This window comes from Luteolibacter sp. (assembly GCF_039920825.1).
Taxonomy (GTDB): domain Bacteria; phylum Verrucomicrobiota; class Verrucomicrobiia; order Verrucomicrobiales; family Akkermansiaceae; genus Luteolibacter.
The window spans coordinates 78,497-102,812 of the sequence record NZ_JBDSCX010000003.1; the positions used below are offsets into that span (position 1 = coordinate 78,497).

The following is a 24,316-nucleotide window of genomic DNA, read 5'->3' on the forward strand; positions in this document are numbered from 1 at the left end:
GAGACTTGGTAAATTTCAGCCAATCCGGATCATTGCTGGCGGGGCAGCGCCGGGATCAATGCGCGGAAGAGCTGCCCTTCCCGGACGACATTGAGAGTGGTATCCTGCGCCGCGGCGAACGCGGACAAATCGATTCTGAATTTGTTCGCACTGATCACGGGAGAATTGTTCATCGTGACGATGAGATCTCCGGGGAGGAACCGGGATTTTGCGATTCCATCATCGGTGAGGCTGGTCACGAGCACGCCTTGGAAGCCACCGGCGCGCTCGGCGGGTTCAAGGTCACGAACCGTGATGCCGAGTGCTTTCCATGCCTCGTCGGGAGTCATGGTGCGGGACTGGGCCGTGGGATTGGCCGGGACAGCGATGGCTGGATTCGCGACTCCGGCCTCGGCGATAGTGGCGGAGATTTTCAACGACTTTCCTTTGCGCCAGACATCGAGGTTGATGACGGTGCCTACTTTGGTGCGCTGCAGAAGTGATAGAAGCTGGGTGGTGGAATGGATTTTCTCGTCGTTCACCACGCGAACGATATCACCGGCCTGGAGTCCTGCGGATTGGGCGGGTGAGCCTTGGAAAACGTTCAGGATCAGCACGCCGTTTTCCTCCTGATAGCCAAGGATGGCGCGCGACCGCTGGTCGAGGTCATTGAGTTTCACGCCGAGAAATCCGCGGATCGGTTTGCCGCGTTCGAGGATCTGGAACAGCGCGTCCTTGACGTCGTTGGACGGGATGGAAAAGCCGACGCCCTGAAACGCGGGCTTCTCTTTGTCGCGGGAGAAAATCGCGGCGTTGATGCCGATGATCTCGCCGCGCAGGTTGACGAGCGGGCCGCCGGAGTTGCCGGGGTTGATGGCGGCGTCCGTTTGGAAGAGGTCGCGCTGGGTGTCCGAGAGCGAGCGTTCTTTGGCGGAAATGATGCCCTGCGTGACGGTTTCGCCGAGGCCGAATGGATTGCCCACGGCGAAGACGATTTGCCCGACTTGGGCTTGGGAAGAGTCGCCGAGTTTCAGCGGAACGAAGGTTTCGTTGGAATCGATTTTCAAGACCGCGATGTCGAGAAGCGTGTCCTCGCCGACCAGCGTGGCATCGTAAGTTTTTTCGCCGTGGAGGGTGATTTTGATTTTCTGCGAGCCGGCGATGACGTGGTGGTTGGTGACGATGTAGCCTTCCTTGGCGACGATCACGCCGGAACCCTGGCCCTGGGTCGGATAGTCACGGATGCGAATCTGGCCGAAGATGTCGATTCCCTGCTCTCTGCCGATGCCGACGGTATCGATGCTGACGACGGAAGGCACTACGGCTTCGGTCAATTTCGCATACTCGTTGTTGAGGCGGGAGAGCAGTTCGACGTCGCCGAGATCCAGCGGCGCCTTTTCCGGCCAGGTGACCTGCAGGGGGTGGAAATCGCCGGACTTCTTGGAGAGCCATGGCAGGAGGGTGCGCAAACTACCGCCGGAATTCCAGGTCCGGATGGCGGTGACGGCGACAAACGCGATGGCGAAGACGGCCGCGAGCGCGAGCAAGCGTCGGAAAGATAGCTTCATGTGGTGGGTGGGTGACGGCTCCAGCATGCGTCAGAATCGCAAAGATCCAAGCGCGGAAACGATTCGCCCGACTCGCAAGGAGGGCGAAATTTATGGATACTTCCGCCTTGGCCCGGCGTATGGGATTTGCAATGAAATCAATCATGCGAGTCCCCATTCTCCTGCTTTGTTCGGCCGCCATGCTTCACACTGTGCGCGCCGAAACCCTTTCCGACGCTGATCGCGAGGCGTTGTTGGACAGTCTCTCGAAACTCCATGATGAGGCGGAATCCAAGGTGGACGGGAAATTCCGGATCGCGCTGGCTGCTTTCAAGAATGCCATGGGCAGCGACGATGCCGCCATCGAGCTCTATCTGAACTGCATGGAGCGGGTGAACTTCGACGAGGAGAAAAAGAAAGCCGCCGATTTCCGCGATTGGAAACGCAAGGAAGCCGAGAAGCTGTCCGATCCCGGAATGCGGCTCGCGCTTCGCCATCAGCTGCGGTGGTTGATCCTCACGATGCAGTCGATCCCGGAAAAGGCGGACAGGACGAAACTCGCTGCCGAGGCGCAACAGGCCGTCGACACGATTTTCGACGAAATCGAGAAACTCAAAGGCCAGGAGGAAATTCTCGGCCAGTCCGTGATGTCCACCGTGTTTGCGAGAGCTTACGACATCAACCACATCAAGGTGGAGAACTGGCCGCTCAATCCGGTCGAGTTGGATTCGATTTATGGTGAAGTCATCCTGCCGCCGCTCCGCCGCCCCTCGCAGTTGGCCGGGCTGCGCGCGGCGTGGATCAAGCGCATCCAGCAGGAAGGGTCCAAAGCTCAATACTGGTCGGGCCGGCGAGGAGGAGGGGGCGGAGAGGAACGGAAAGGTGCCCCCGCACCCAGCGGCCCGTCGCCCGCCTACACCAGATTTCTCGAAGAAACGCAGCCCAAACTCCAGTGGGACATGGAGATCGATCTCTACCGCAGCGGCGATGAAAGCGGCGCAGCTACACGGATGCTCGCCCATTTGGAAAAACACATCGCGCATCCGTCCGCCAAGGCATGGAGCGACCAGCTCAAGCAACTCCTGAAGCCAGCCGCCGCGCCCGCACCTGCGGCCCCGCCGGAAGCCGGGACTACGGCACCTTGATTCGCTTCCGGCGCTTGGGTTTGAATTTACCTGTTGAATCCCTTCAACAGGCGTGTTAGGTCTGCCGATGGTAAAACCCACACGATCATGAAAAAATTCATCAGCCTCGCCGTCGCCTGCACGCTCGTCTCTCAAGTCATCGCCCAAACCCCGGCGCAAGCACCCGCCCCCACCTCGGACTCGCTCTTGAAGCAAGGTCAGGCTGCTGAAAAAGCCGGTGATCCAGTTGCGGCCAAGGAGTTTTATACGAAATCCCTGAAAATGAATCCTAACAACGCCAATGCCATCTACAGCATCGGCCAGTTGAAGGTCAATTCCGCTTCCATCGCCGCCAAAGGCCGCGAGGCGAAATTCGGTGCGGTGGTCGTTCCCGTGTTCCAATTGGACGCCGCTTCTTTGCAAGAAGCCCTCGATGCCCTCAGCGTCGTGATCGAGAAGGAATCCAAGCAAACCGTCACTCCGAATTTCATCATTCAGGATCCCAAGCTCGTTCTCGCCGACCGCAAGATCACACTCAATCTCAAGAACATGCCGTCTAAGGCCGTGATGAAATATCTCATGGATCAAACCGGCGCTAAAGCACGCTACGACGAACACGCCGTGGTCGTCACCCCGCTCTGAATCACTTCATCCGGGCGGCGTTGAGGATGGCCTGATGGACATCCTCCGCCGTCGTCACGGGGTAGGCCGATCCTAACAAAACCGGGCGTTCGCCTTCCTGAACCACATCCCTGCCGTGCGATCCCTTGACGAGCGACGCGTCGAGCGGAATCACGTCCAACAAACCGCGCAGTCCGAGCTTTTTCTTCAACAGGAATTTCGCGATCCGCAGCTTGGGAAACGCGATCGCCGGATCGACGAAAAGCTCGCACGGATCATAGCCCGGCTTGCGGTGGATATCGATGGTCCGCGCGTAATCCGGCGCGACCGCGTCGTCCTCCCAGAAATAGTAAGTGAACCAGGCGTCTTCCGCCGCGATCGCGATGAAATCACCACCGCGTTCCGAGCCGACGCCTTCGCCCCATTCGCCCGTCGAGGTCCGGACCTCATCGACGCCCGGCGTGCTTTCTAGCAGCATTCGCACATCCTCGCGGATCGACGGATCATTCACATAAACGTGAGCCACCTGGTGCTCCGCAATGGCGAAGGCCTTTGATGCTCCGCAATCCAGCGTTTCCAAACCGAGTTCGTCCTTGATCTGGATCCAACCTTTTTGCCGGAACAAGCGGTTGAGATGAATCGTGCGGCTCACCGGAGAAATCCCGTATTCGGATAGAACCAGCACCCGGATGCCGCGCGACTCGTAGAAATTAATGAGGTCCGTGGCCAAGGCGTCGATTTTCCGGCACTCCTCCGGAATGTTAGCCGCCAGCGGCCCGTCTTTCTGCAACGGGTAATCAAGATGCGGCAGATAAACCAAGCTCAGCGTCGGCGAGTGTTTTTCCTCCACCCACTTCGCGGAAGCGGCGATCCATTCGGAGGAAGCAATCCCTGCCGCCGGTCCCCAAAATGCTTGGAAGGGAAAAGGACCGAGGTCTTTTTTCAACTCCTCCCGCATGCCCATCGGCTGCGTGTGCACGTCGAAAACTTTCCGCCCGTCCGCCGGATAGAGCGGCCGCGGGGTGATCGAAAAATCCGCCGTGGAATGCATGTTGTACCACCAGAACAACTTCGCGCAGGTGAAGCCGGGAATCTCCCGCCGCAACTTGTCCCACAGCTTTTCGCCGCGGACGATGTGGTTGCTCTGTTTCCAGAAACGCACCTCCGCGTTTTCCCGGTCATACCAGCCGTTGGCCACAATTCCGTGCTCCGACGGCGAAGTCCCGGTGACCACCGACGACTGCGCCGTGCACGTCACCGCCGGGAATGCTGGCTTGTAAGTCTGCAACCCGTTCTTCTCCGCGAACTTTGTCAGCCCGGGCATGTTCGCGCCGAGCAGCGACTTGGAAAGTCCGACGAGATTGATGACGGCGAGGCGCATGGGGTTGGTTTCAGTCGTGGGTGATATACCAGCCGATGGAGTGGTCCTTTGAATCGTAAAAGACACGGTGGTAGTAAACGACCGCTGCAAAACCGCTGATTCCTCCAAACGCGAAACGGTCCACCCTAGGCACCTCAGTCTGATAAGCTTGTTCCTGAAGAAGCTCCCACGATTTGGGTTCCCACCCTTCCTTGGGTTTGTATCGGGTTTGGTCGGCCAGCATCGGCTTGATCCCCGCCTTGCGGATCGACTCCCGGATTTGGGAAGGCGTCTGTCCCCGCTTATAAACCTGCTGGAAACGGGAATACTCCTGCTTCTGCTCCGAAACAGAGGCCTGATAATCCGCTGGCGTCATCGGGCTGCACGATGCCAGCACCAACCCGAGCAATCCGATCCAAGGCAGATAAATTTTCATGGCAAAAGGAAATCACGCTCCGATCTGCCTCGCCGCTTGCAGCGTGTTTTTCATCAGCATCGCGATGGTCATCGGGCCGACGCCGCCGGGGACGGGTGTGATGGCGGAGCAGAGCGGGGCGACTTCGGCGTAGGCGACGTCCCCGGTGAGGCGGAAGCCGGATTTTTTCGTGGAATCCTCAACGCGGTTGATGCCGACGTCGATGACGACGGCACCGGGTTTCACCCAGTCGGCTTTGACCATTTCCGGACGACCGACCGCGGCGATGAGGATGTCCGCGCGGCGACAGATCGCGGGCAAATCTTTGGACCGCGAGTGGGCGATGGTGACAGTCGCGTTTGAGTTTTTCGAAACTAACAACGATGCCACGGATTTGCCCACGAGCATGCTGCGGCCGAGCACGACGGCCTCCGCCCCGCTGGTTTCGATGCCGGAAATTTCTAATAATTTCATACAGCCTGCCGGGGTGCAGGGGACGAATCCGGTGGGATCTTCCAACACCAACTTGGCGACATTTTCCGGGTGAAATCCATCCACGTCCTTGCGTGAATCAAGACCTCGGATGATGGCTTCCTCGTTGATGTGCTTGGGCAGTGGGAACTGGACAAGGATGCCGTGGACTTTCGGATCCGCATTCAAATCCCGCACGACTTGGAGCAGTTCGTCCTGCGTGGTTTCCGCGGACAGCTCGATTTTTACCGAGTGGAAACCCAGCTCGGCGCAGGTGCGGGCTTTCGACCCGACATAGACTTGCGACGCCGGGTCGGCGCCGACGAGTACCACGGCCAGGCCGGGCTGGATGCCTTTGGCTAACAGTTCGGCTGTTTCCGCGCGGCACTCGTCGAGCACGGCGGCGGCTACGGATTTTCCATCGAGGATTTTCGGTGAGTTCATGAGAAAAATTTCAGGCATCATCGGTCCCGGCGAGAAGGATTTCCCGGATGCGGTCGCTGTGCTGTTGGAAGGCAGCTTCATCAAGCTTGGGCGGGACGGCAAGAGTCTCGTCGAAAATCACGGTGACCCGGCTGAACGGTTTCGGGATCACGAGGCGGTCCCAGGTTTTCAATCGCCAAGCGGAATGAAACCGGGCGTGGATCGGTAAAATGGGCGCGCCGGAGGACTCGGCGAGCTTGATCATGCCCGCATGGAAGCCATAGCGGGGCCCACGCGGCCCGTCCGGGGTGATGCAGACATCAACGCCTTCCTTGAGCTCGCGCTTCATCCCGATCAAGGCGGCGACGGCCCGCCGCGAGGATGAGCCGCGCACCGAACCGATGCCGAAAACAGCCATTGCGCGGGCGAGAATCGCGCCGTCCTTGCTCGCGCTGGTGAGCACCACAGCCCTGCGGTGGCGGCCACAGTTTTTTCGCCAAATCGATGGGATGACGAAGATCCGGTTGTGCCACATCGCGTAGATGACGGGCGGCAAATGGTTGTCCGGACCGGTGATCCCGCAACGGTCATCGACCTCGAAGCGCAGGGTGGCGTTCCAGAGTTTCATGAGCCACCCCGCGAGGGTTCCGAGGATTTCCGCCTTGCGGCTGCCGCGGATCTCGGTGCTTTTAGAACTCATCGGTTAGAGGAAGCCGGCGGGATGAAGCGTGTCCACGAGGTATTGCTGGCGGGACATCAGTTCCTGATACATCTCGTGTGCCTGCGGATCCGGGTCGCAACGGGATTCTGAATCGCCCGCGACCAGGTAGCTGGCGATTTCCTCAAAACCTAACGACTCACCGCTCTGATGGAAAAACGCCACCGCCGCCTGCATCGCCGCGCCCACGGCGGCTCCCTGCCTGCTGGAAACAGGAACCACCGGCGCGCCGAAGACGTCGGCCAGCAGTTGGCGCGTCACCGGACTGGCCACACCCGGACCTAACAAACGAATTTCCGGTGGATCGAAACCCAAATCGCGCAGCCGGCTCATCGCGTAACCAAGACCTAACGCCACGCCCTCCGCCGCCGCCCGGGCCATGTGCGCGGGGGTGAAATTTTCCGGAGTGATGCCGTGCAAGACACCAGTGCCATCCGGCAGGCGGGGGATCGATTCACCGGTGAAATACGGCAAAAGTAGCAGTCCGTCCGCACCCGGCGAAACGCTCGCGACCATCGCTTCGAACTGTTGCGGACTCCAGCCGTAGTGACGTCGCAGGACTTCGGGAGCCACTGCCGCGTTCGTCGTCGTTGCAAGACCGAGCCAACTGCCCGTCGCGCTGCAAAGCGGGGTGATTTCTCCGCGGAAATCGATCACCGGAGCATCGCCGACGCCGACAATCACGCCGGACGATCCGAGTTCGACCGCCACCGTGCCGTTCGTGACACATCCGGCGGCGAGCGCGGCCAACATTGGCGACGCGCTGCCGGCACCGACCTGCACCAGTTCCGAAACGCCCCATTCGCGGGCCAGCGCCGGACGCAACAAGCCGCGAGGTTGATCGGACGGACCGATGGGTGCCAGCAGCGAGGCCAGAGCCGGGTCAATGAAATCAATGAGCTCCGCCGACCACTTCCGCGTGCGGATGTCTAACAATCCGGTTCCCGACGCGCTGCCGGCCTCGGTGGAACGTTCGCCCGTCAGCCAGTAGGCGATGAAATCCTGCGCGGTGAGCAGGCTGGCGGCGCGTTGAAAATGATAGGGTTCGTGCTGTTTCAGCCACAGGCATTCCGCTGCCGCCGACTCCACTCCGGGTGCTTGTCCCGCGACCTCGATCAATCCGGGTGCGCCGCCGAACGCGCGGGCGATTTCGTCCGCCTGCTTCTTTACCGAGACGTCACCCGCGAGTTTCGCCGGGCGGATGATGCGGTTGGCTTCGTCCAGCAAAACAAGCCCGCGTTGGGGGCCTGCCACGCCGATGGCCGCGACGCGATCTTTCTGGCCTTCGAGCGCGGCAAGGCATTGGCGCACCGCGCGGTCCACGGCGTCGATCCACTGCGCCGGACTCTGCTCGCGATAGCCTGCCGGAAGTCCTTCGATCCAATCGTGGGGGACCCACGCTTCGGCACGGATCACCGCGGATTCCAGATCCAAGGCTACGGCGCGGGTGCCGCCATGGCCGATTTCAATCCCCAGAAAGTGCATGGTTGGTGTCCTAAGAATCGCAAGGTCCGTCAAACAAGGTGGGAGGACGGGTGCCGCGAGTTTCAACACGATGGAGGATTTGACAAGTCCCGCCGTCGTGGAAATCCGCAGGGACCGCGGGTTTGACATGATTTATAGAATTAGATATTCAGCATCCATGAACGACACGCCGCAAGATGCTTGGTTTTACTCGGGAGAGGGCGAGAGGATCGGGCCCGTGACCCTTTCCGATCTGCGGATCAAGGCGACAGACGGGGAATTGAACCCGCGCCTCGACATGGTGTGGACGCAAGGCATGGACGCTTGGAAACCCTCGGGCGAAATCGAGGGGCTGTTCGAGCGGCGGACGGCTCCCGAGCCCGCGCAAACCTTGGGACCGCCGACGGATCCCTACTCGCCGCCCAAGCAGGAAACCGCTGCGGAAGTGATGGGCAAGGAAGGCGGATGGCCGGGAGCGAGACGGCGGAGTTACCTGCTTATCACATTGTTCTTCCCGGGCTTGTGGGTGTATGGAGTTGCGGCGGCGATGCCGTTTCTCACGTCACAATTCGGTCCTCAAATCATGATATTCGCCTCACCGGGGATCCGTTTGATTCCTGCTCTGGTATTTATCTTTATCGGGCTGAGGCGCTTGGTGAATTTGGGCATGAGCCGCTGGTGGTTTCTCGGGAATTTTGTCCCGATCCTTGGCTTCTGGGTCGGCTACCGTTGTTTCGCCTGTCCGGGCGGATTCGCCTATCACAAGAAACTCGATGGTGCGGGGATCTTTCTTGCGATTGTTTACTGGCTTCTGTTAGCCATCGGACTCGTGGTGATGGGACTCTTGATCGCGATTTTGCTGGGTGCCTTCGGCTCTCCCGAGCTTCGGGACCAAATCCGTGAAATCATGCGCCATGCGGCGAATGGTTCCCCACCGAAACCGTGATCCAATATTCCAAACAGACCGACGAACGCCGCGAGGCCGGACCGATGGAATGTTGGTGTCTCCACGGGGCCGTCGGCATGGCGGCGGATTGGCGCGGCTTTGCGAAAAGCATGGCCGCCACCGGGATCGGGACCCGCGCCATCGATTCATGGCGGTTTCTCGAATGCTGCCCCATGCCGCTAACGGATTTCGGGAAGGCGCTCAATGCCGACGCCAGCGGCGAAGTCTTCCGTGGGAGCAGCCGTGCTCTTCTCGGTTACTCGATGGGTGGTCGGATGGCATTGCATTCTTTGTTAGAAGACGGTCATCCGTGGCAGGCGGCCATCATCGTTTCCGCCCATCCAGGATTGGATTCCGAAACAGAGCGAGCGGACCGCCGCGCCTCCGACGCCGGATGGGCAACTCAAGCACTGGCTGGTGATTGGCAGAAATTTCTCACCGCATGGAATGCCCAACCCATCCTAGGTGATGCGGCGATGCGTGATCCGCAGGCCTCCGGCCGGCTCATCATGCGCCGCCGGGAAATCGCCCGCAGCTTTGTCGATTGGTCGCTCGGGGCCCAGGAGCCGTTGTGGGATCGTCTCGGCAAGATCACGATTCCCGTCCTGTGGGTCGCCGGGGAAAACGACACGAAATTCCGCGCTCTCGCCGAACGCGCCTCATCCCTGATACCGAAGGGCTGCGTCGCGATCGCTCCTGGAACTGGTCATCGCGTGCCTTGGGCAGCGGAAACGTGGTTTGCCGAGACGGTCGGCAGTTTCCTGAAACTTGGTTACGTTTGAGCCCGCATCGGAGTTGCGGGCGCATGGTCGATCGTCCAAACTGCTGCCCTTATGTGGACCACTGTGCGCGAATTCGAGGACATCCGTTTTGAAACGACGGATGAGGGAAGTATTGCCAAAATCACCATCAACCGCCCCGAAGTGCGCAACGCCTTCCGCCCGCAGACGGTGAAGGAAATGCTGATCGCTTTCGATCTTGCCCATGAAGATCCCAAGGTCGGCGCGATCATCCTCACCGGCGCGGGCGATCTCGCATTCTGCTCCGGCGGCGACCAGAAAGTCCGCGGCCACGCCGGCTACATCGGCGAGGATGGCATCCCGCGCCTCAACGTGCTCGATTTGCAGAAGAAAATCCGCTCCCTGCCCAAACCCGTCGTCGCGATGGTCGCCGGTTACGCCATCGGTGGCGGTCACGTTTTGCACATTGTCTGCGACCTCACCATCGCCGCCGACAACGCCCGCTTCGGCCAGACCGGTCCCAAGGTCGGCTCGTTCGACGGCGGCCTCGGCTCCAGCTACCTCGCCCGCATCGTCGGTCAGAAAAAAGCCCGCGAAATCTGGTATCTCTGCCGCCAATACGACGCCCAACAAGCTCTCGACATGGGCCTCGTCAACACCGTTGTCCCGCTCGCCGATCTCGAAAAGGAAACCCTCCAGTGGTGCCGCGAAATGCTCGCCCATTCGCCACTCGCCCTGCGTTGTTTGAAATCCGCGCTCAACGCCGATTGCGACGGCCAGATGGGACTTCTCGATCTAGCAGGAAACGCCACGCTTCTCTACTACATGAGCGAGGAAGGCCGCGAAGGGAAACAAGCCTTCCTTGAAAAACGGAAACCGGATTTCTCGAAATTTCCACGGGTGCCTTGATCCGGCCCCGGTGTTTTCCAACTCCCATTCCCCATGCCCGCCAAGAAATCCCGCGCGAAGAAAAAATCCGCCGCCATCCCGCTCCCATCCGCCGCCGATTGGCGCACCACGGACCAGGACGAGATTCTCCGTCGAGTCCAGCGCGCCCGCGATGAGAAACACGGCATCACCAACCTCCACCCGGAGCATCCCGTCTTCTCGAACTTCCGCGTCGTCTCCCCCAGCGGCATGATCTATCAGACTGAAATCCGCGATCTCAGCGACCGCGCGTTTTCCTGCACCTGCCCGGACTTCCGCATCAACGGCCTCGGCACCTGCAAGCACATCGAGGCTACCCTCATCTGGCTGAAACGCCGCGTGAAAGGCGATTTCCAACTCGCCGGGAAATCCGGATCGAAACGCATCGACCTCGTTCCCGCAGGCGAAACCCTGCGCATCGAGCGGAATTTTTCCAAAATCCCATCCTCTCTTCGCCCGCTTTTCGATGCAGAAGGAGTCCTCTGGAATGACAGCGAGGAAGCACTCGGAAAAATCAGCAGGCACCCAAAAGTCCGCATCTCCCAAGACGTGGAGGCATTCCTAACATCCGCTCGTCATGCCGAAGAGCGCCGCATCCTTCGCCGCGATTACGAAACCGGCATTGTCCAGGGCCGCCATCCAGAGCACGTCACCCTCAGCCCGCTCTATCCCTATCAGCGCGAGGGCATGCTCCACCTCGCGTTCGGCGAACGCGCTCTGCTCGCCGACGAAATGGGCCTCGGCAAAACCATCCAGGCCATCGCCGCCTGCGCCCTGCTTCACCACCTCGGAAAAGCGAAGCGCGTCCTCATCGTCACACCCGCCTCGTTGAAAGCCGAGTGGGAGGAGCAGATCGGGAAATTCACCACTCTCGGGAAACGCCTCGTTTACGGCCACCGCTCGATCCGCGCCGCCTGTTATGCCGATCCCAACCCGCCGTTTTTCACCATCGTCAACTACGAGCAGGTCGTCACCGACAGCCTCGACATCAACATCCACCTCAAGCCCGACATCATCGTGCTCGACGAAGCCCAGCGTATCAAAAACTGGGCCACCAAAACCGCCCAGGCTGTCAAGCGCCTCGAAAGCCGCTACGCCTTCGTCCTCACCGGCACCCCGATCGAGAACCGCATCGACGAACTCTACTCCATCGTCGATTTCCTGGATCCCACGCTTCTCGGCCCGCTGTTCCGCTTCAATCGCGACTTCTATCAGCTCGACGAAAAGGGCCGCCCGTCGGACTACAAGAATCTCGCCGCCCTCCGCGAGCGCATCCGTCCCATCCTGCTCCGCCGCCGCAAGCACCACGTCGAAACGGAACTCCCCGACCGCACCGATCGCCAGCACTTCATCCAGCTCACCTCCGCCATGCGGGCCGAATATGAGGAATACAAACAACAAGTCTCCCAGCTCGTCCTACGCTCCCTCAAGCGCCCGCTGACCAAACAGGAATCCGACCGCATGATGATCCTGTTAGCCATCATGCGCATGATCTGCGACTCGCCCTCCATCATCAAGGGCCACGATTGCCAGGACTGCCCGAAGCTCGACGAACTCGCCCGCGTGCTCGACGAATGCCTCTCCGATCCTGACGTGAAAGTCATCATCTTCTCCGAGTGGGAAGGCATGCTGAAAAAAGTCCGCGACTGGGCCGATAGAAACTCCGTCGGCTACGCCTGGCACACCGGCAGCGTCCCCCAGCAGAAGCGCCGCGGTGAGATCCTCGCCTTCCGCAACGATCCGAACTGCCGCCTCTTCCTCAGCACCGATTCCGGCGGAGTCGGCCTCAACCTCCAGAACGCCAGCGTCGTCGTCAACTGCGACCTCCCCTGGAACCCCGCCCGCCTCGAACAACGCATCGCCCGCGCCTGGCGGAAACACCAGAAACGCCCCGTCACCGTCGTCAACCTCATCGCAGAAGGCACCCTCGAGCACGCCATGCTCGAAACCCTCGCCAACAAGATGACCCTCGCCGAGGGAGTGCTCGACGGCACCGAAAAATCCCTCAGCGAGGCTAAACTCAAGCGCGGCCGCGACGCCAATATCGCCCGCCTCCAACAGATTCTATCCATCGCCCCCCACGGCAAACCTGTCGAGAAATCCCCACCCGCCGATCCCTCCCTCGCCTTCGCGGAAAAAGCCGCCGCCACCCTCGGCCCCGCCCTCCTCCACTGCCAGGAAGCCATCCTCCCCGGCGACGCCACACCCGTCCTCCTCACCGTTCTGCGCGATCCCACGCGCGCCGCCGCCGTCTCCGCCCTCTTCCATGAGACCGACTGGCGCGGAAACGTCCCCAAGCTCCAAGTCCTCGACGAAGCCACCTGGTCCGCCATCCAACAACTCGCCGCAAGCGGCCTCATCACCCTCAACACCCGCGCCACCCGGCCGCTAACAGGCGACGCCCCGGCAGCCAAGCCCTCGCTCACCCCTGAGCAACTCCAACGCATCACCGACCTCCGCACCTTCGCCGCCAAAAAACAAAAAGTGGCCAAACTCCTCATCGAAAGCGACCTCGCCGAAGAAGCCGGACCCCACCAGAAAGCTGCCGAAAAAGCGCTGGCGGAAGCCGATGGAATTGAGAGCGGAGGAAATTTTCCCTGATTTGCTGACTTCCGAATTGCAAATCTGAAGTTCAAAGTGAACATTTGTTCACCACATGCCTCGTTCGCAATCTAGCCCTAGGGAGAAATTGCTCAGCTACCTTCACAAACTGGAGGCGGCTGGCGCTCCTCCTCCCTGCTTTCGAGAAATTTGCGTTGAACTCGGCTATCAAAGCACAAACGCAGCAAAGAAGCTGATTAATCGATTGCGTGATGCTGGCGACGTTACTTTCCAACCTGGGCGCGCAAGAACCCTGAAGCTGGCAAAGACGCCGGAAACGGGAGTCCCTCTGCTCGGCTCAATTGCAGCTGGTTTCCCTGATAACCAGGACGTAGGGCGCATCGAACGCCTTCAATTCAATCCACTCAACTTCGGAATCAGAAATCCTACGGATGCCTTCGCACTTCGGGTCCGTGGCGATTCCATGACCGGGAGGCAATTTTTCGATGGTGATCTCGTTCTTTTGGATCGCTCTGCCAAACCAAAAAACCAAGATGTCGTCGCCGCCTTGATCGATCAGGAATGCACCTTGAAAACCCTCGTCGTAAGAAACGGCAAGGCTTGGTTGAAAGCCGAAAATCCCGCCTATCCCGATATCATCCCCGCCCATGACCTGCAAATCCAAGGAGTGGCCAAGGCTGTGATCCGAATTCTCGCCGCATAATGCCCTCCGCAAGTCCATCTCCTGTTCGACCGCTGGAACAGCGCCTTGCCGCTTTCGGGTGCACGGACTTCATTCGCTTGGATGGAAAACTCTCGGATCCAGAGCAACTCGACTATCTTGATCTCCTGCCGAAACGCTCCACCCAGAAGCCTCTCGTCACTGCGGTAGCCGAGAATCAGGGAACGGCACTACTCTATATTGTGGATGCCTGCGAGGATTTGAAATTCGATCCGGTTTCCCTCTCTAAAATCAGCCGCCAACTCGCCAATCGCAGCGATCCCGCATGGCTGGGCGTCGTCACACCAGGCTCACTGGAAATCTACCCAATCGGCTTTCGCGAATCCGCGAGCACCGTGCCGGTGAAATCCATCAAGGCCGACAGCATGACCGCTCCTATGTTTTTCCAAAGTTTGGTTCATGGAACCTTCGAGGAAAACGACCGGCTCCACGGAACGGATTACGTCTTCCGGAAAATCTTCGACCTCCTCACCCAAACCACCAACGCCTTCGTGCCCAAGGAAGGCAAAGGTCGGATCGACGCGCTCGAAGTGCTCTCGATGACCGGGCGCGCATTGTTTTTCCGCTTCCTGATCGACCGCCGGATTGTGTTGGAAAACGAAGCCTCCGATATCTGCCCCGCAGCATCCGGATTGAAAGACGCCTTTTCCTCAGCGGAAGCTGCGGCACAAACATCCGCCTGGCTCGATGAAACCTTCAATGGCGATTTCCTGCCGCTCATCAATGAGGAGATTCCCGCCGGAGATCGGAAAACCCGTCAAGCCGCCTACCTTCGTTTCTATCAACGCACCCAGCATCTTGTCGGGAAGAAAATCTTCGATCACCTTCAGGCCATTCTCAGGGGATGGAACGAAGTCGGTGGAGATTTCCAGCCCGAGTTCGACTGGGGAGATTTGGATTTCGCACACATCCCGGTCGGCGTGCTGAGTCAGGTGTATGAAAGCTTCAGCCACCGTGCGGACACCCGGACCGCGAAGGATACCAGCGTCCATTACACTCCGCGGACCATCGCCGATTTGATGGTCAACGAGTCCTTTGCCGCACTCAAGAAACCCGCGTCAGCTCATGTGCTCGATCCTTCTTGCGGAGCCGGGATTTTTCTCGTTCTCGCCTTCCGAAGGTTGGTGCGCGAACGCTGGCAGCACGACGAGGAGCGTCCGAAGACTGCTGTCATTCAAGAGATTCTCTATCAGCAATTATGCGGCTTCGATGTGAGCGAACCGGCTCTCCGCCTCGCCGCACTCGCGCTTTACATCACCGCCATCGAGGTCAACGGCACTCCCAGGCCACCGCGTTCCCTCAAGTTCCCGCGCAATCTCCGGGGCGAAGTGCTGCATCGCTTCGGAAACGAAGATGAGAGTGCCACAAAAGCCACCGCCTTCTCACTCGGCAGCCTCGGTCCCGACGTGTCCCCGGATTTCAATGGCCGCTTTGACATCGTCATCGGCAATCCGCCATGGACGCGTCTCCGGGAAAATGCGGATCAGGAAAACGAAGAAGAAGCCACGGGCAGATCCAAGACGGACGAGCTGAACGACGCGTTCACGCAAATTGGCCGACGCGTGCTCATGGCGAGAGGCTTTGCCGATCTGGCGAAAAACTATCAGAATCCGGACAAGAATCCCGACCTGCCGTTCCTCTGGCGGGCAACGGAATGGGCGAAGCCAAAATCCGAAGAGTGCGAACCCGGAATCATCGCCTTGGCCATGCCCGCCCGTTTGTTCGGACGCACCAGCGGCAAGGGCTTTGAAGCATGGCGGGCGATCCTGCGGAGCGTTGAAATGACAGGCCTGCTAAACTGTGCCGACCTGAGAAAAACCGCAGTCTGGGAAGGGGTGGACATGCCTGCCTGCGTTTGGTTTGCCAGAAACGCCGTCCCTGCGGAGGAACATCGTTTTCAATACTCCACCCCCCTTTACGAACAACGACAGAATGAGCGAGGTCGTTTCCGGATCGATTATGAAACTTCGCAAGCACTCAGTATCACGAGGGTGGAGAAACAACCGTGGCTGCTCAAGACCCTCTCGCTGGGGACTTGGCTGGATGTTGAGGTGATGGAGACTTTGATAAAATCAAAATTTGAAACATTAGGCGGAGCTTGGAAGAAATGGGACAAAAAGAAGAAACAAACAGGCCAAGGATATAATCTGTCCAATGATCTTGAGCAAATGCCTGCAGAATTCATTGCAGATTTAAAAGATTTTGAGCGAATCCCTGACACCTTTCGAATCGATCACTCTAGTTTGATCACCTTTCGAGAAAAGAATGGAAAGGACACCGTCTATTGGACTAAATCTGAAGAGCTATATCAATCACCGCTTGTCATAATACCTCAATCCCCCGGTCAAAGTTCTTCGGGAGCACGAGCTTTTATTTCTAAACAGCCTCTCGCCTTCTCTCAAAGCTACTACGGCTATTCCTGCGCAGGACATCCCGATGGTGAGTCACTTGCTGCACTTATCTACCTACTGCCTCATACAAGACTTTTCGCCTATTTCTGTTTGATGACCAGCCGACGCAGTGGGTTCGACAGACAAACCTTTAACAAGGAGGAGTTTGAAGCGCTTCCGTTCCCTGATCTGGAAAAGGTCTCTCCCGCCACCAAATCGAAAATTCAGAAATTAGCCCATCGTTTGGAGAACGATTCCATCAAACCTTGGGACGAGATCGATTCGTTTATCTTCCATCTCTACGGGCTTGATGATGACGCCGTCCAAGTCGCAAAGGACACACTCTTTTCCGCCGCATCCTATCGCAAGGCGGGCAAGGCGGCGTTGGATCGCACGGCACAAGCGACGCGCGAGGATTTCCTGCAGACGCTTCGCGAAGAACTGAATCCCTACTTCGATGTTTGTGGTGAGAGCGTCGAAGTTCTTGAACCGGAGAAACAGTCCGGCGAGTGGCGCGAACCATGGTTCTTCCTGACGGTTTCCAGAAAATCGACCGAAGTTCCCTTCCAACCGAGCCTGCTCCGCGAGGCGATGAAGGTCGCCAATCAACGCGGCGTCAGCAGGATCATCGTCCATGCCCCGGGCAAGCGAGGTCTGTTGCTAGGCCTTCTCAATCAGCGCCGCTGGTGGACGGTCACCCGCGCCCGGCTTTGCGCCCAGCACATCATCCGGCAGCACCTTGGGGCATTTGGACTTCCGGAAACCGAATGAGCACTGCCCGCACAGCCGGGTTTTTCACCCTCGGGGTGCCGCCGGAGCGGTATCATCTGCCGCATCCCCGCCTTGGGCTGCCAGTCATCCTCCTCATCCGGCGGGTTTTGATCCGGGCCTTGGAGTTGCTGCGCGACCAGCACTTCCGCCTCGCAGATGCCACCGAGGACGAAGTTACCGCCGCTTTACTCAGCACCATTGAAAACGACCTTCGGCAAGCGGGGACTGTCGCCGGCTTCAATAAGCGCACCTATGAGCCCGTGGTTCGCCAAGGCCAATGCGCCAACTACAACGGCGCGGTTCTCACCAAGACACCGGATATGTGCTTCAAGCTTCGGCATGACGAAGGCGAGCCTCATCCCGTGATTCCTGAATTCGACGCGTTGTTCGTCGAGTGCAAACCCGTGGATGCCAGCCACCCGGCGGGTTCAAAGTATTGCGATGACGGACTGATTCGTTTCGTCCGTGGCGACTACGCTTGGGCAATGCAGGAAGGGATGATGTTGGCTTTTGCTCGAAACGGGCGAACGATTGGCAAACACCTCATCCCCGCGATGTCCGAATCCACCCGCATGAAGTCACTGCACACTTTGGAGTTGCCTACGGCAGCGACAATCAACGCCGCGGCGGCAACCGACGGTGCCGAAGCCGTCCACACCAGTCGCCACAAGAGGTCTTTTCCATGGCTCCACGGCAAGGGACCGGCCACCGACATTACGATCTATCACTTGTGGCATGACTGCGGATGAAAAAATCGTTCTCCTTCAGAAAATAGAGGCCGAGCTCCGCGAACTTGACTCGCGGCGAGAGGCGCTGATCCGGGAGCGCGGTCTTCTGCTGGCGGAACAGCAATTGGAAAAAGAAACCGTCGTGACCGCCGACTTCAGCCCTGCGGAGAAGATCGACATCTTCCTCTCGCTCTTTCGTTGCCGCGCTGATGTCTATCCGAAGCTGTGGGAGAATGAAAAATCCGGGCGCAAAGGCTACTCTCCGGTCTGCCGGAACGAGTGGTTTCGTGGGGTTTGCGAGAAGCCCAGGGTGAAGTGTTCGGATTGCCCGCATCAGGCGTTTCCGCCGTTGGATGAATCGGTGGCACGGGATCATCTGACAGGAAAAGCTGTCATCGGCACTTATGCGATCCGCTCAGACAACATCTGCGTTTTCCTCGCGGCGGACTTCGATGGCGACGGTTGGCGGGAGGACATCCGAGCGTATCGGGATGCCGCCCGGGAACTGGGTGTGGAGGTTGCCGTGGAAAGATCCCGTTCGGGAAATGGCGGGCATGCGTGGATTTTCTTTAACGAACCTGTCCCGGCACTTATGGCACGACGTCTGGGCACCCTGATAGTTGCAAAAGCATCGGCGATTCATCCGGCGATGTCGCTGGCTTCTTATGATCGCTTTTTCCCGAATCAGGACACGTTGCCAGCCGGTGGATTCGGCAATCTGATCGCGCTGCCACTCCAGGCGAAGTCCCGTGACTTGGGCAACTCCGTGTTTCTCGACGAGGACTTTGCGCCGCATCCCGATCAGTGGGCATTTCTCTCGCGAGTTCCACGCATCGACCGCGAACATTTGGAAGACTTGCTAGATCATAACGTCCCCGCCGGGGTGGATGATGACCCGCAGCTCGCTCCTCGATACGAGGACCGCGTGCTCGACGTGATTCCCGCCGCGGTGAAACGGGGCGACTTCACTGGCTCGGTGAAAGCCGTGCGTCGCGCCCAGTTGGAGATCCCGATTTCGAACCTGCCGGTCTCCTTGGTCGCCGCCTTGAAACGACTGGCCACGCTGGCGAATCCGGTGTTTTTCGAGAAGCAGCGGCTGAGATTCGGCACCTACAATAGCCCGCGCTTCATCTTCTGTGGGGAGATCCACGCCGACCGTCTGATCCTTCCGCGCGGAGTCGTTTCGGCAGCGGAAGAGCTGTTTCGCAAAGCCGGCGGCCGGTTGGAAATCGTGGACAAGCGTCCGGATGCCGGGCGATGCGATTTCGAATTCAAAGGCAAACTCACGGCGGATCAGCAGACTGCGGTCGATGCGATGTCGCTCCATGACGACGGCATCTTGTTAGCTCCGCCGGGAGCGGGGAAGACTGTTATGGCTTGTGCGATGATCGCTGCTAGAAAAGTTCCCACACTCATCCTCGTTCACAGGAAGACCTTGCTCGATCAGTGGGTTTCACGGATCGGGCAGTTTCTCGGGTTGGAGAAAAAACAAATCGGAGCCCTTTCCGCAAATGGGACCAGCGGAACTCCAAGTATCGTGATCGGAATGATCCAAACTCTCGTCAAAGCCGCGAATCCCGAGGCCATGTTCGCTCCATTTACCCAAGTGATCATCGACGAATGTCATCACGTCCCGGCAGCCTCGTTCGAAGCGGTCATGAAGACCTGCACCGCACGCCATTTCCTCGGTCTAACCGCGACACCTGATCGCAAGGATGGCTTGCAGAAGATTCTTTTTCTCCAGTGCGGCCCGATCCGGCATCGTTTGGAAATGCCGCCTGATCCGTCGATCAAGCGGACACTTGTCCTACGCGACATTCATCTCGATTTGCCGCTGGAGGATCTCCGAATGCCTGTGCATGAACTTTGGGGGCTGCTCGCGGAACACGAGGGACGCAACCGGATCATTGCTGCCGACATCGCGGAAGCGTTGAGGCAAAAGCGCTGTTGTGCGGTGCTCAGCGACCGGAAGGAACACCTTGTCACCCTCGAACGGCTGCTCGTCGAGGGGAGCGCCGGATCCACCGAACGGGTTTTCCGGATCGATGGAAATATGGGCAAGAAAACGCGGGCCGCCGCATTATTAGGTATTGCGGGCCTTGCCGCCGAAGGCGGAGGGTTCGCTCTACTCGCCACCTCGTCTTTGGTCGGAGAAGGATTTGATCTGCCGCAGCTCGACACCTTATTTTTGACTCTGCCCGTCTCGTTCAAAGGCCGAATCATTCAATACGCTGGCCGACTCCACCGCGCCAGCGAAGACAAATCCGAAGTACGGATTTACGATTACGCCGAGCCGGAGCAACCACTCACCACGTTCATGCGCCGCAAGCGGATGATTGCCTACCGGAACATGGGATATATTGTAAAGGCTGCTGATGAAGAAGCGTCAGCCGATTCTCGACCGGACAGACAGCGCTGAGCCCGTCCTAAGGGTGAGACATGCAATCCGGGTATTTTGCGACGTCATACCAACCGAACTGTATCCATGGAGGCAGGCGATTGGGCATGGGATCTTTCCCGAGCAAGTGTCGACGCACACGGTTTTTTGAAATAATCTCCATCTTTACGGCTCCTACCATCCCTCCCTATGAAACCGATCCTCGATAAAATCGCCGCCATTCATGAACGCTGCAACCCCTGGTTGCAATGTTTCGTGCTTCTCTTCCTCCGAATCACCATCGGCTATCGGTTCTATTTATCAGGCAAAGGCAAGCTCGCCCATTTCGACAAGACGACCGCCTTTTTCGAAGATCTCCACATCCCTGCTCCCGCGTTTCACGCCGGACTGGTGGGTTGCACGGAAATGATCGGCGGGATCTTGTTGATGGTGGGTCTTGGTACGCGTCTCGCTTCGGTGCCGCTGATCATTTCGATGATCGTGGCCTATCTAACTGCCCACCGCGAGGAAGGATTTGCGAGCCTTTATGATTTTACCGATCAGGCACCCTTTATGTTCCTGTGCGTATGCCTTGTTCTGCTGGCATTTGGTCCCGGGAAAGTCGCTCTGGATGCCTTCATCGAGCGCTGGTGGAAAAGCCGGAAACCGTGAGAACGCCTACAATTCCTTGATCCAGAGGTTGGCGAAATCAATTGCCGAGCCGTGATGTTGGAGTCCGATGGCTCCCTTGGCCGGAACCCCGGGAAGTTGCGCATTGTCGATCACCACGCGGCCGTTCAGCGCGACAGTTAGACGGTCGCCCTTGATGGTGACCATCGTCCGGTTCCACTCGCCCAACGGAAGGTCGGCTTTGGCTTTGGGAGTGACGCCGGCGCGGACCTCGGGCGACATCGCGGGGTTGGTGCGGTAGCCGTAAACCTCACCGGAGCCGATCGGCCAGTTCCACAGGTTGACCTGACTCTGGATGTTTCCCCGCAGATAGATCCCGCTGTCGAGTTCCTCGATTTCTACCATTTCGGGTTTCCCGTCGGCTCCGAGTTTGTTGTTACCGTCGGCCAGGACGATGGGTTGCTTCTGGAGAGGTCCGCTGCCAGCCCAACGCCAATCGAAAACGAGTGTACAGTCGCCGTATTCCTTTTCGGTCCAGAGATCGGAAGGTTCTCCCGGGCGGCCGCTGTGTTTGAGAATGCCGTTGGAAACCGTCCATTCCGCGCTATTTCCGTGCTTCCATCCGTCGAGATTTTTGCCGTTGAACAGCCGGGTGAACCCCGCGGCCATCACTCCTTCGGTGTTGGCGGCTGGTTTGACTTCGGTGATTTCGATGTTCCTGAATGCGACCCGATCACCATGTCCGAGCCAGGCAATGTGACCTGCCCGCCGTTTCGCTCCTTGATGGTCGGGATGCTTGGCGCTCAGATCGTCCAGATTGGCGCGGAGGATGATTTCGCCGTTCAGTTCGACTGTTAGGCCCGGATTGGAAACGACCACCCGTTCGTGATTCCATTCGCCGACAGGTTTCAGCCCGCTCTTCTTCGCAGGGGCGAGAGTATAAAGCGAGCCGTTGAACTGATAGTCCTTCAATTCGCCGTATTTCGGGTCGGAGTTGTCCAGGATTTGGATTTCCATGCCTGCATAGGCACCGTCGCCGGTTCCGGGATAGTGGATGCCGAGGCCGTTGTTGCCTCCGGGCGGAAGTTTGAAATCGAACTCGAGGATGTAGTTGGCGAAGGTCTGTTCCGTCATCAGGTTTTTCCCCTCCGGCGTGCAGACGATCGCTCCGTCCTCGACGATGTAGCCGTCCCCGGACCATCCGCTGAGGTCCTTGCCATTGAATAGCGGACGTGCTCCGGAGGATTCGGCGGCAAAGACGTTAGATCCGGCGATAGCGAGGATGAACGGAATGAGAAGATTCTTCATGGGCATTGGAAAAGCGGGGGAGCGATTGAAAACAAGGACGTGCGGGTGCACGTCCTTGTCTATCCCGCCCACTACGGAGCGACAATGAAGAAGATTTCCGCGGATTCAGCGATCCGCTGCGAGAGCATCGATCAGATATCGGGCGGGGCGGAAATTTTCGATCAGGATCTCGCTCTGGTTTCCTCGTTTCATCCGCACTTGGCTGATATTGAAATTCGGTGTCTTGTGCGGAGCGAAGAGAATGTCGTCGTGGGTCGAATTCTCGTGCTTTTTGAACATACTCGGCAGGATGTCGCCACCGAGATGATCGTCGCGGCCCGTAGCGAGGTGACAGGTGCCGAGGACCTTCTCATCCTGAATGTCGGCTCCCGATACCGGAAGCACTTGGGTGCCGAATCCGAGCTCGCCAAGTGTCCCTGTCATCGGGTCGTCAGCCAGCCGGGCGTTGTGTGCGTCGATGGTCGCTTGATTTCCCTGAATCAGCGTGGAATGGACGATGCAGCGGTCTTTCACTTCGAGGACCCCGAGAGTGCCATCTTCGTATTTCATCGGGAACTGACCGCGTGCATCTGCAGGGACGAAGTAAACCTCACCGGCGGGCAGGTTGGCGATGTCCGGGGTTTTCCCGAGACAAAGACCGTGGGATTTCTGGGCTTCCTGGCCGTCGAGACCGAGCCATGCCGTTAGAACGCGGCCGTCCTCCAGGGCGAAGTCGATTTCTATCGAATCCGCTTTAGTCAAAGCGAGGCGTAGCCGCTCGGCATCACCCGAGACCTCGTGATAATCCACCGCCAGTCCGGAATTCAGGATGATGTCGTTGAGTCCGTGCAGTGTCGCTCCCCGGAATCCGTATTCCTTGCATTTCGCGGTTAGGGGCGCGGTGGCGGAGAATGTCGAGATGCACAGGATCAAATCATAGTTTGGATAGATGTCTCTATCAAGTGAAAGAAGTTTTCCTTTCGTATCCCAGACATCGTCTGCTAGATCGAGGTTTGATCCGTGGGTGCAGGGGAACGCGAACATTTCTCCTCCGGTCATTCCTAGGTCATCGAGCGCTCCCGCCTCAAGTTCCTGATGGAAATACTTGTGGGCGTTTTTCTGCACCGGATAGCCCGGTTCATTGAGGAATGCGTAGTCCTTGATGAGCTCCGCAGGCTCGTCGAAATCAATCAGAATGCAGACCTTGCAACCCTGAGTCGGCTCGAAAACCGTTCCCAACAGGCGCACCAGATCGAATTGGGGAAATTTCCGGTTTTCAGGATGAAGCAGGATTTCCTCGTGAAAGTAATCAGGAAGGGAGGGGGCTGACGTGGCACTCATAGACGTTGATCCTAAAACTGCTGGGCACGCTCGCAAGAGGCGATTGTGGAAAATTCACAGGATGCCCAGGTCCGGAGAATCGTCATCGTTCGCCTTGCCGCTCTCCCGCATCTCCCTGAGCACCGCAGTCATATCCTCCAGCGACTCCCAAAGCTCCCTAACGACGAAAAACGGCGCCCCGCAACGCACCGCGATGGCCAGGCAGTCCGACGGGCGGGCATCGAGCTCCACGATTTTCCGCTCCATGATCTCGTTTTCCGCCTCCAAAATCAGTCTTGCGTAATAGATGTCCTGCTCCATTCGAACGATCACCGCCCTTGAGACCGTTGCTCCGAAGGCTTGGAGTGTAAGCAAATACAGGTCGTGAGTGAGCGGCCGTGGTGGCATTTGTCCGCTTAATGAGGCGTTGATTGACGCTCCGACACCGGGATCGATGTAGAAAACGATCGATTTCTTCCCGTCACCCAGAAACACGGCGCATCCGGCCTGCGTGGGCAACAGGGCGATCGGCTCAACTCGAACAAGCTCAGGCATGGTCAAAGCATCGGACTGAACGCCCTAGTTTCCAAGATCAAAGAAGGGTCAGACCAATTCCGGCTTCAGGATCATGCAGCGAACGTGCTTCCATGTCCCCAAATCCCCATGTTAGATGATCCGTGTTTTGAAATTTCATCACCCAACCCGTTTGATTTCAGCGGGTTGGGGTGGGTGTTTGAAAAAACCTTCAAAAAAGATCACAAAATGGATTGACCGGGGTCGCGGGGTCGGAATAGG

20 protein-coding genes are annotated in these 24,316 nt (G+C 58.5%); 11 read left to right on the forward strand and 9 right to left on the reverse strand.

Annotation, left to right across the window (positions count from 1 at the left end; translation table 11 throughout):
- Window positions 1-29 precede the first annotated feature (29 nt).
- The gene (locus ABIQ96_RS00570; protein ID WP_348212578.1) at window positions 30-1,547 is read right to left on the reverse strand and encodes a trypsin-like peptidase domain-containing protein; all 1,518 of its coding nucleotides are present in this window, start codon (window positions 1,545-1,547) and stop codon (window positions 30-32) included.
- 179 nt (window positions 1,548-1,726) lie between these two features.
- Between ABIQ96_RS00570 and ABIQ96_RS00575 the strand changes: the two genes are divergently transcribed.
- Window positions 1,727-2,671 carry a hypothetical protein gene (locus ABIQ96_RS00575; protein WP_348212579.1) on the forward strand — a complete coding sequence of 315 codons (945 nt, stop codon included), beginning with the start codon at window positions 1,727-1,729 and terminating at the stop codon, window positions 2,669-2,671.
- Between the two features lie 87 nt (window positions 2,672-2,758).
- Entirely contained in the window at window positions 2,759-3,292 is a 534-nt protein-coding gene (locus ABIQ96_RS00580; RefSeq protein WP_348212580.1) for a tetratricopeptide repeat protein, read from the forward strand.
- Window position 3,293: 1 nt separating this feature from the next.
- Here the strand turns inward: ABIQ96_RS00580 and ABIQ96_RS00585 are convergent, their stop codons facing one another.
- The 5 genes from ABIQ96_RS00585 to ABIQ96_RS00605 are packed head-to-tail and all read right to left on the reverse strand — an operon-like array spanning window position 3,294 to window position 8,272.
- On the reverse strand, window positions 3,294-4,652 hold the full coding sequence (locus ABIQ96_RS00585) for a nucleotide pyrophosphatase/phosphodiesterase family protein (RefSeq protein WP_348212581.1): 1,359 nt from the start codon (window positions 4,650-4,652) through the stop codon (window positions 3,294-3,296).
- 10 nt (window positions 4,653-4,662) lie between these two features.
- Complete coding sequence (locus ABIQ96_RS00590) at window positions 4,663-5,067, reverse strand: hypothetical protein (protein ID WP_348212582.1); 405 nt, start codon at window positions 5,065-5,067, stop codon at window positions 4,663-4,665.
- A gap of 12 nt (window positions 5,068-5,079) precedes the next feature.
- On the reverse strand, window positions 5,080-5,961 hold the full coding sequence (gene folD, locus ABIQ96_RS00595) for a bifunctional methylenetetrahydrofolate dehydrogenase/methenyltetrahydrofolate cyclohydrolase FolD (RefSeq protein ID WP_348212583.1): 882 nt from the start codon (window positions 5,959-5,961) through the stop codon (window positions 5,080-5,082).
- Between the two features lie 10 nt (window positions 5,962-5,971).
- Window positions 5,972-6,640, reverse strand: coding sequence for a lysophospholipid acyltransferase family protein (locus ABIQ96_RS00600; RefSeq protein WP_348212584.1), 669 nt, complete (start codon window positions 6,638-6,640; stop codon window positions 5,972-5,974).
- A 3-nt stretch (window positions 6,641-6,643) separates the two neighbouring features.
- Window positions 6,644-8,272, reverse strand: coding sequence for an FGGY family carbohydrate kinase (locus tag ABIQ96_RS00605; protein ID WP_348212585.1), 1,629 nt, complete (start codon window positions 8,270-8,272; stop codon window positions 6,644-6,646).
- A gap of 28 nt (window positions 8,273-8,300) precedes the next feature.
- Between ABIQ96_RS00605 and ABIQ96_RS00610 the strand changes: the two genes are divergently transcribed.
- From ABIQ96_RS00610 to ABIQ96_RS00650, 9 genes are all read left to right on the forward strand, one after another.
- Window positions 8,301-9,068 (forward strand): GYF domain-containing protein, encoded by a 768-nt coding sequence (locus ABIQ96_RS00610; RefSeq protein WP_348212586.1) that lies wholly within the window; start codon window positions 8,301-8,303, stop codon window positions 9,066-9,068.
- Entirely contained in the window at window positions 9,065-9,850 is a 786-nt protein-coding gene (locus tag ABIQ96_RS00615; protein ID WP_348212587.1) for an alpha/beta fold hydrolase, read from the forward strand. Before ABIQ96_RS00610 ends, ABIQ96_RS00615 begins: the two co-directional genes overlap by 4 nt.
- 51 nt (window positions 9,851-9,901) lie before the next feature.
- Window positions 9,902-10,717, forward strand: coding sequence for a 1,4-dihydroxy-2-naphthoyl-CoA synthase (gene menB, locus ABIQ96_RS00620; protein ID WP_348212588.1), 816 nt, complete (start codon window positions 9,902-9,904; stop codon window positions 10,715-10,717).
- A 33-nt stretch (window positions 10,718-10,750) separates the two neighbouring features.
- On the forward strand, window positions 10,751-13,336 hold the full coding sequence (locus tag ABIQ96_RS00625; RefSeq protein ID WP_348212589.1) for a DEAD/DEAH box helicase: 2,586 nt from the start codon (window positions 10,751-10,753) through the stop codon (window positions 13,334-13,336).
- Between the two features lie 88 nt (window positions 13,337-13,424).
- Window positions 13,425-14,000: a transcriptional repressor LexA gene (gene lexA, locus ABIQ96_RS00630; protein WP_348212590.1), complete on the forward strand. Its 576-nt coding sequence runs from the start codon at window positions 13,425-13,427 to the stop codon at window positions 13,998-14,000.
- Window positions 14,000-17,179, forward strand: coding sequence for an N-6 DNA methylase (locus tag ABIQ96_RS00635; protein ID WP_348212591.1), 3,180 nt, complete (start codon window positions 14,000-14,002; stop codon window positions 17,177-17,179). Before lexA ends, ABIQ96_RS00635 begins: the two co-directional genes overlap by 1 nt.
- A complete protein-coding gene (locus ABIQ96_RS00640; protein WP_348212592.1) occupies window positions 17,176-17,928 on the forward strand; it encodes a hypothetical protein in 753 nt (250 codons plus the stop codon). The genes ABIQ96_RS00635 and ABIQ96_RS00640 overlap by 4 nt, the downstream gene beginning before the upstream one ends.
- Window positions 17,915-20,326, forward strand: coding sequence for a DEAD/DEAH box helicase family protein (locus tag ABIQ96_RS00645; RefSeq protein WP_348212593.1), 2,412 nt, complete (start codon window positions 17,915-17,917; stop codon window positions 20,324-20,326). Before ABIQ96_RS00640 ends, ABIQ96_RS00645 begins: the two co-directional genes overlap by 14 nt.
- A gap of 168 nt (window positions 20,327-20,494) precedes the next feature.
- Window positions 20,495-20,956, forward strand: coding sequence for a DoxX family protein (locus ABIQ96_RS00650; protein ID WP_348212594.1), 462 nt, complete (start codon window positions 20,495-20,497; stop codon window positions 20,954-20,956).
- Between the two features lie 6 nt (window positions 20,957-20,962).
- Here ABIQ96_RS00650 and ABIQ96_RS00655 read toward each other — a convergent pair whose 3' ends face one another.
- The 3 genes from ABIQ96_RS00655 to ABIQ96_RS00665 form a co-directional block, all read right to left on the reverse strand.
- A complete protein-coding gene (locus tag ABIQ96_RS00655) occupies window positions 20,963-22,222 on the reverse strand; it encodes a DUF1080 domain-containing protein (protein ID WP_348212595.1) in 1,260 nt (419 codons plus the stop codon).
- A gap of 105 nt (window positions 22,223-22,327) precedes the next feature.
- The gene (locus tag ABIQ96_RS00660) at window positions 22,328-23,542 is read right to left on the reverse strand and encodes a hypothetical protein (protein WP_348212596.1); all 1,215 of its coding nucleotides are present in this window, start codon (window positions 23,540-23,542) and stop codon (window positions 22,328-22,330) included.
- A gap of 54 nt (window positions 23,543-23,596) precedes the next feature.
- Entirely contained in the window at window positions 23,597-24,076 is a 480-nt protein-coding gene (locus ABIQ96_RS00665) for a bifunctional nuclease family protein (RefSeq protein ID WP_348212597.1), read from the reverse strand.
- Window positions 24,077-24,316 lie beyond the last annotated feature (240 nt).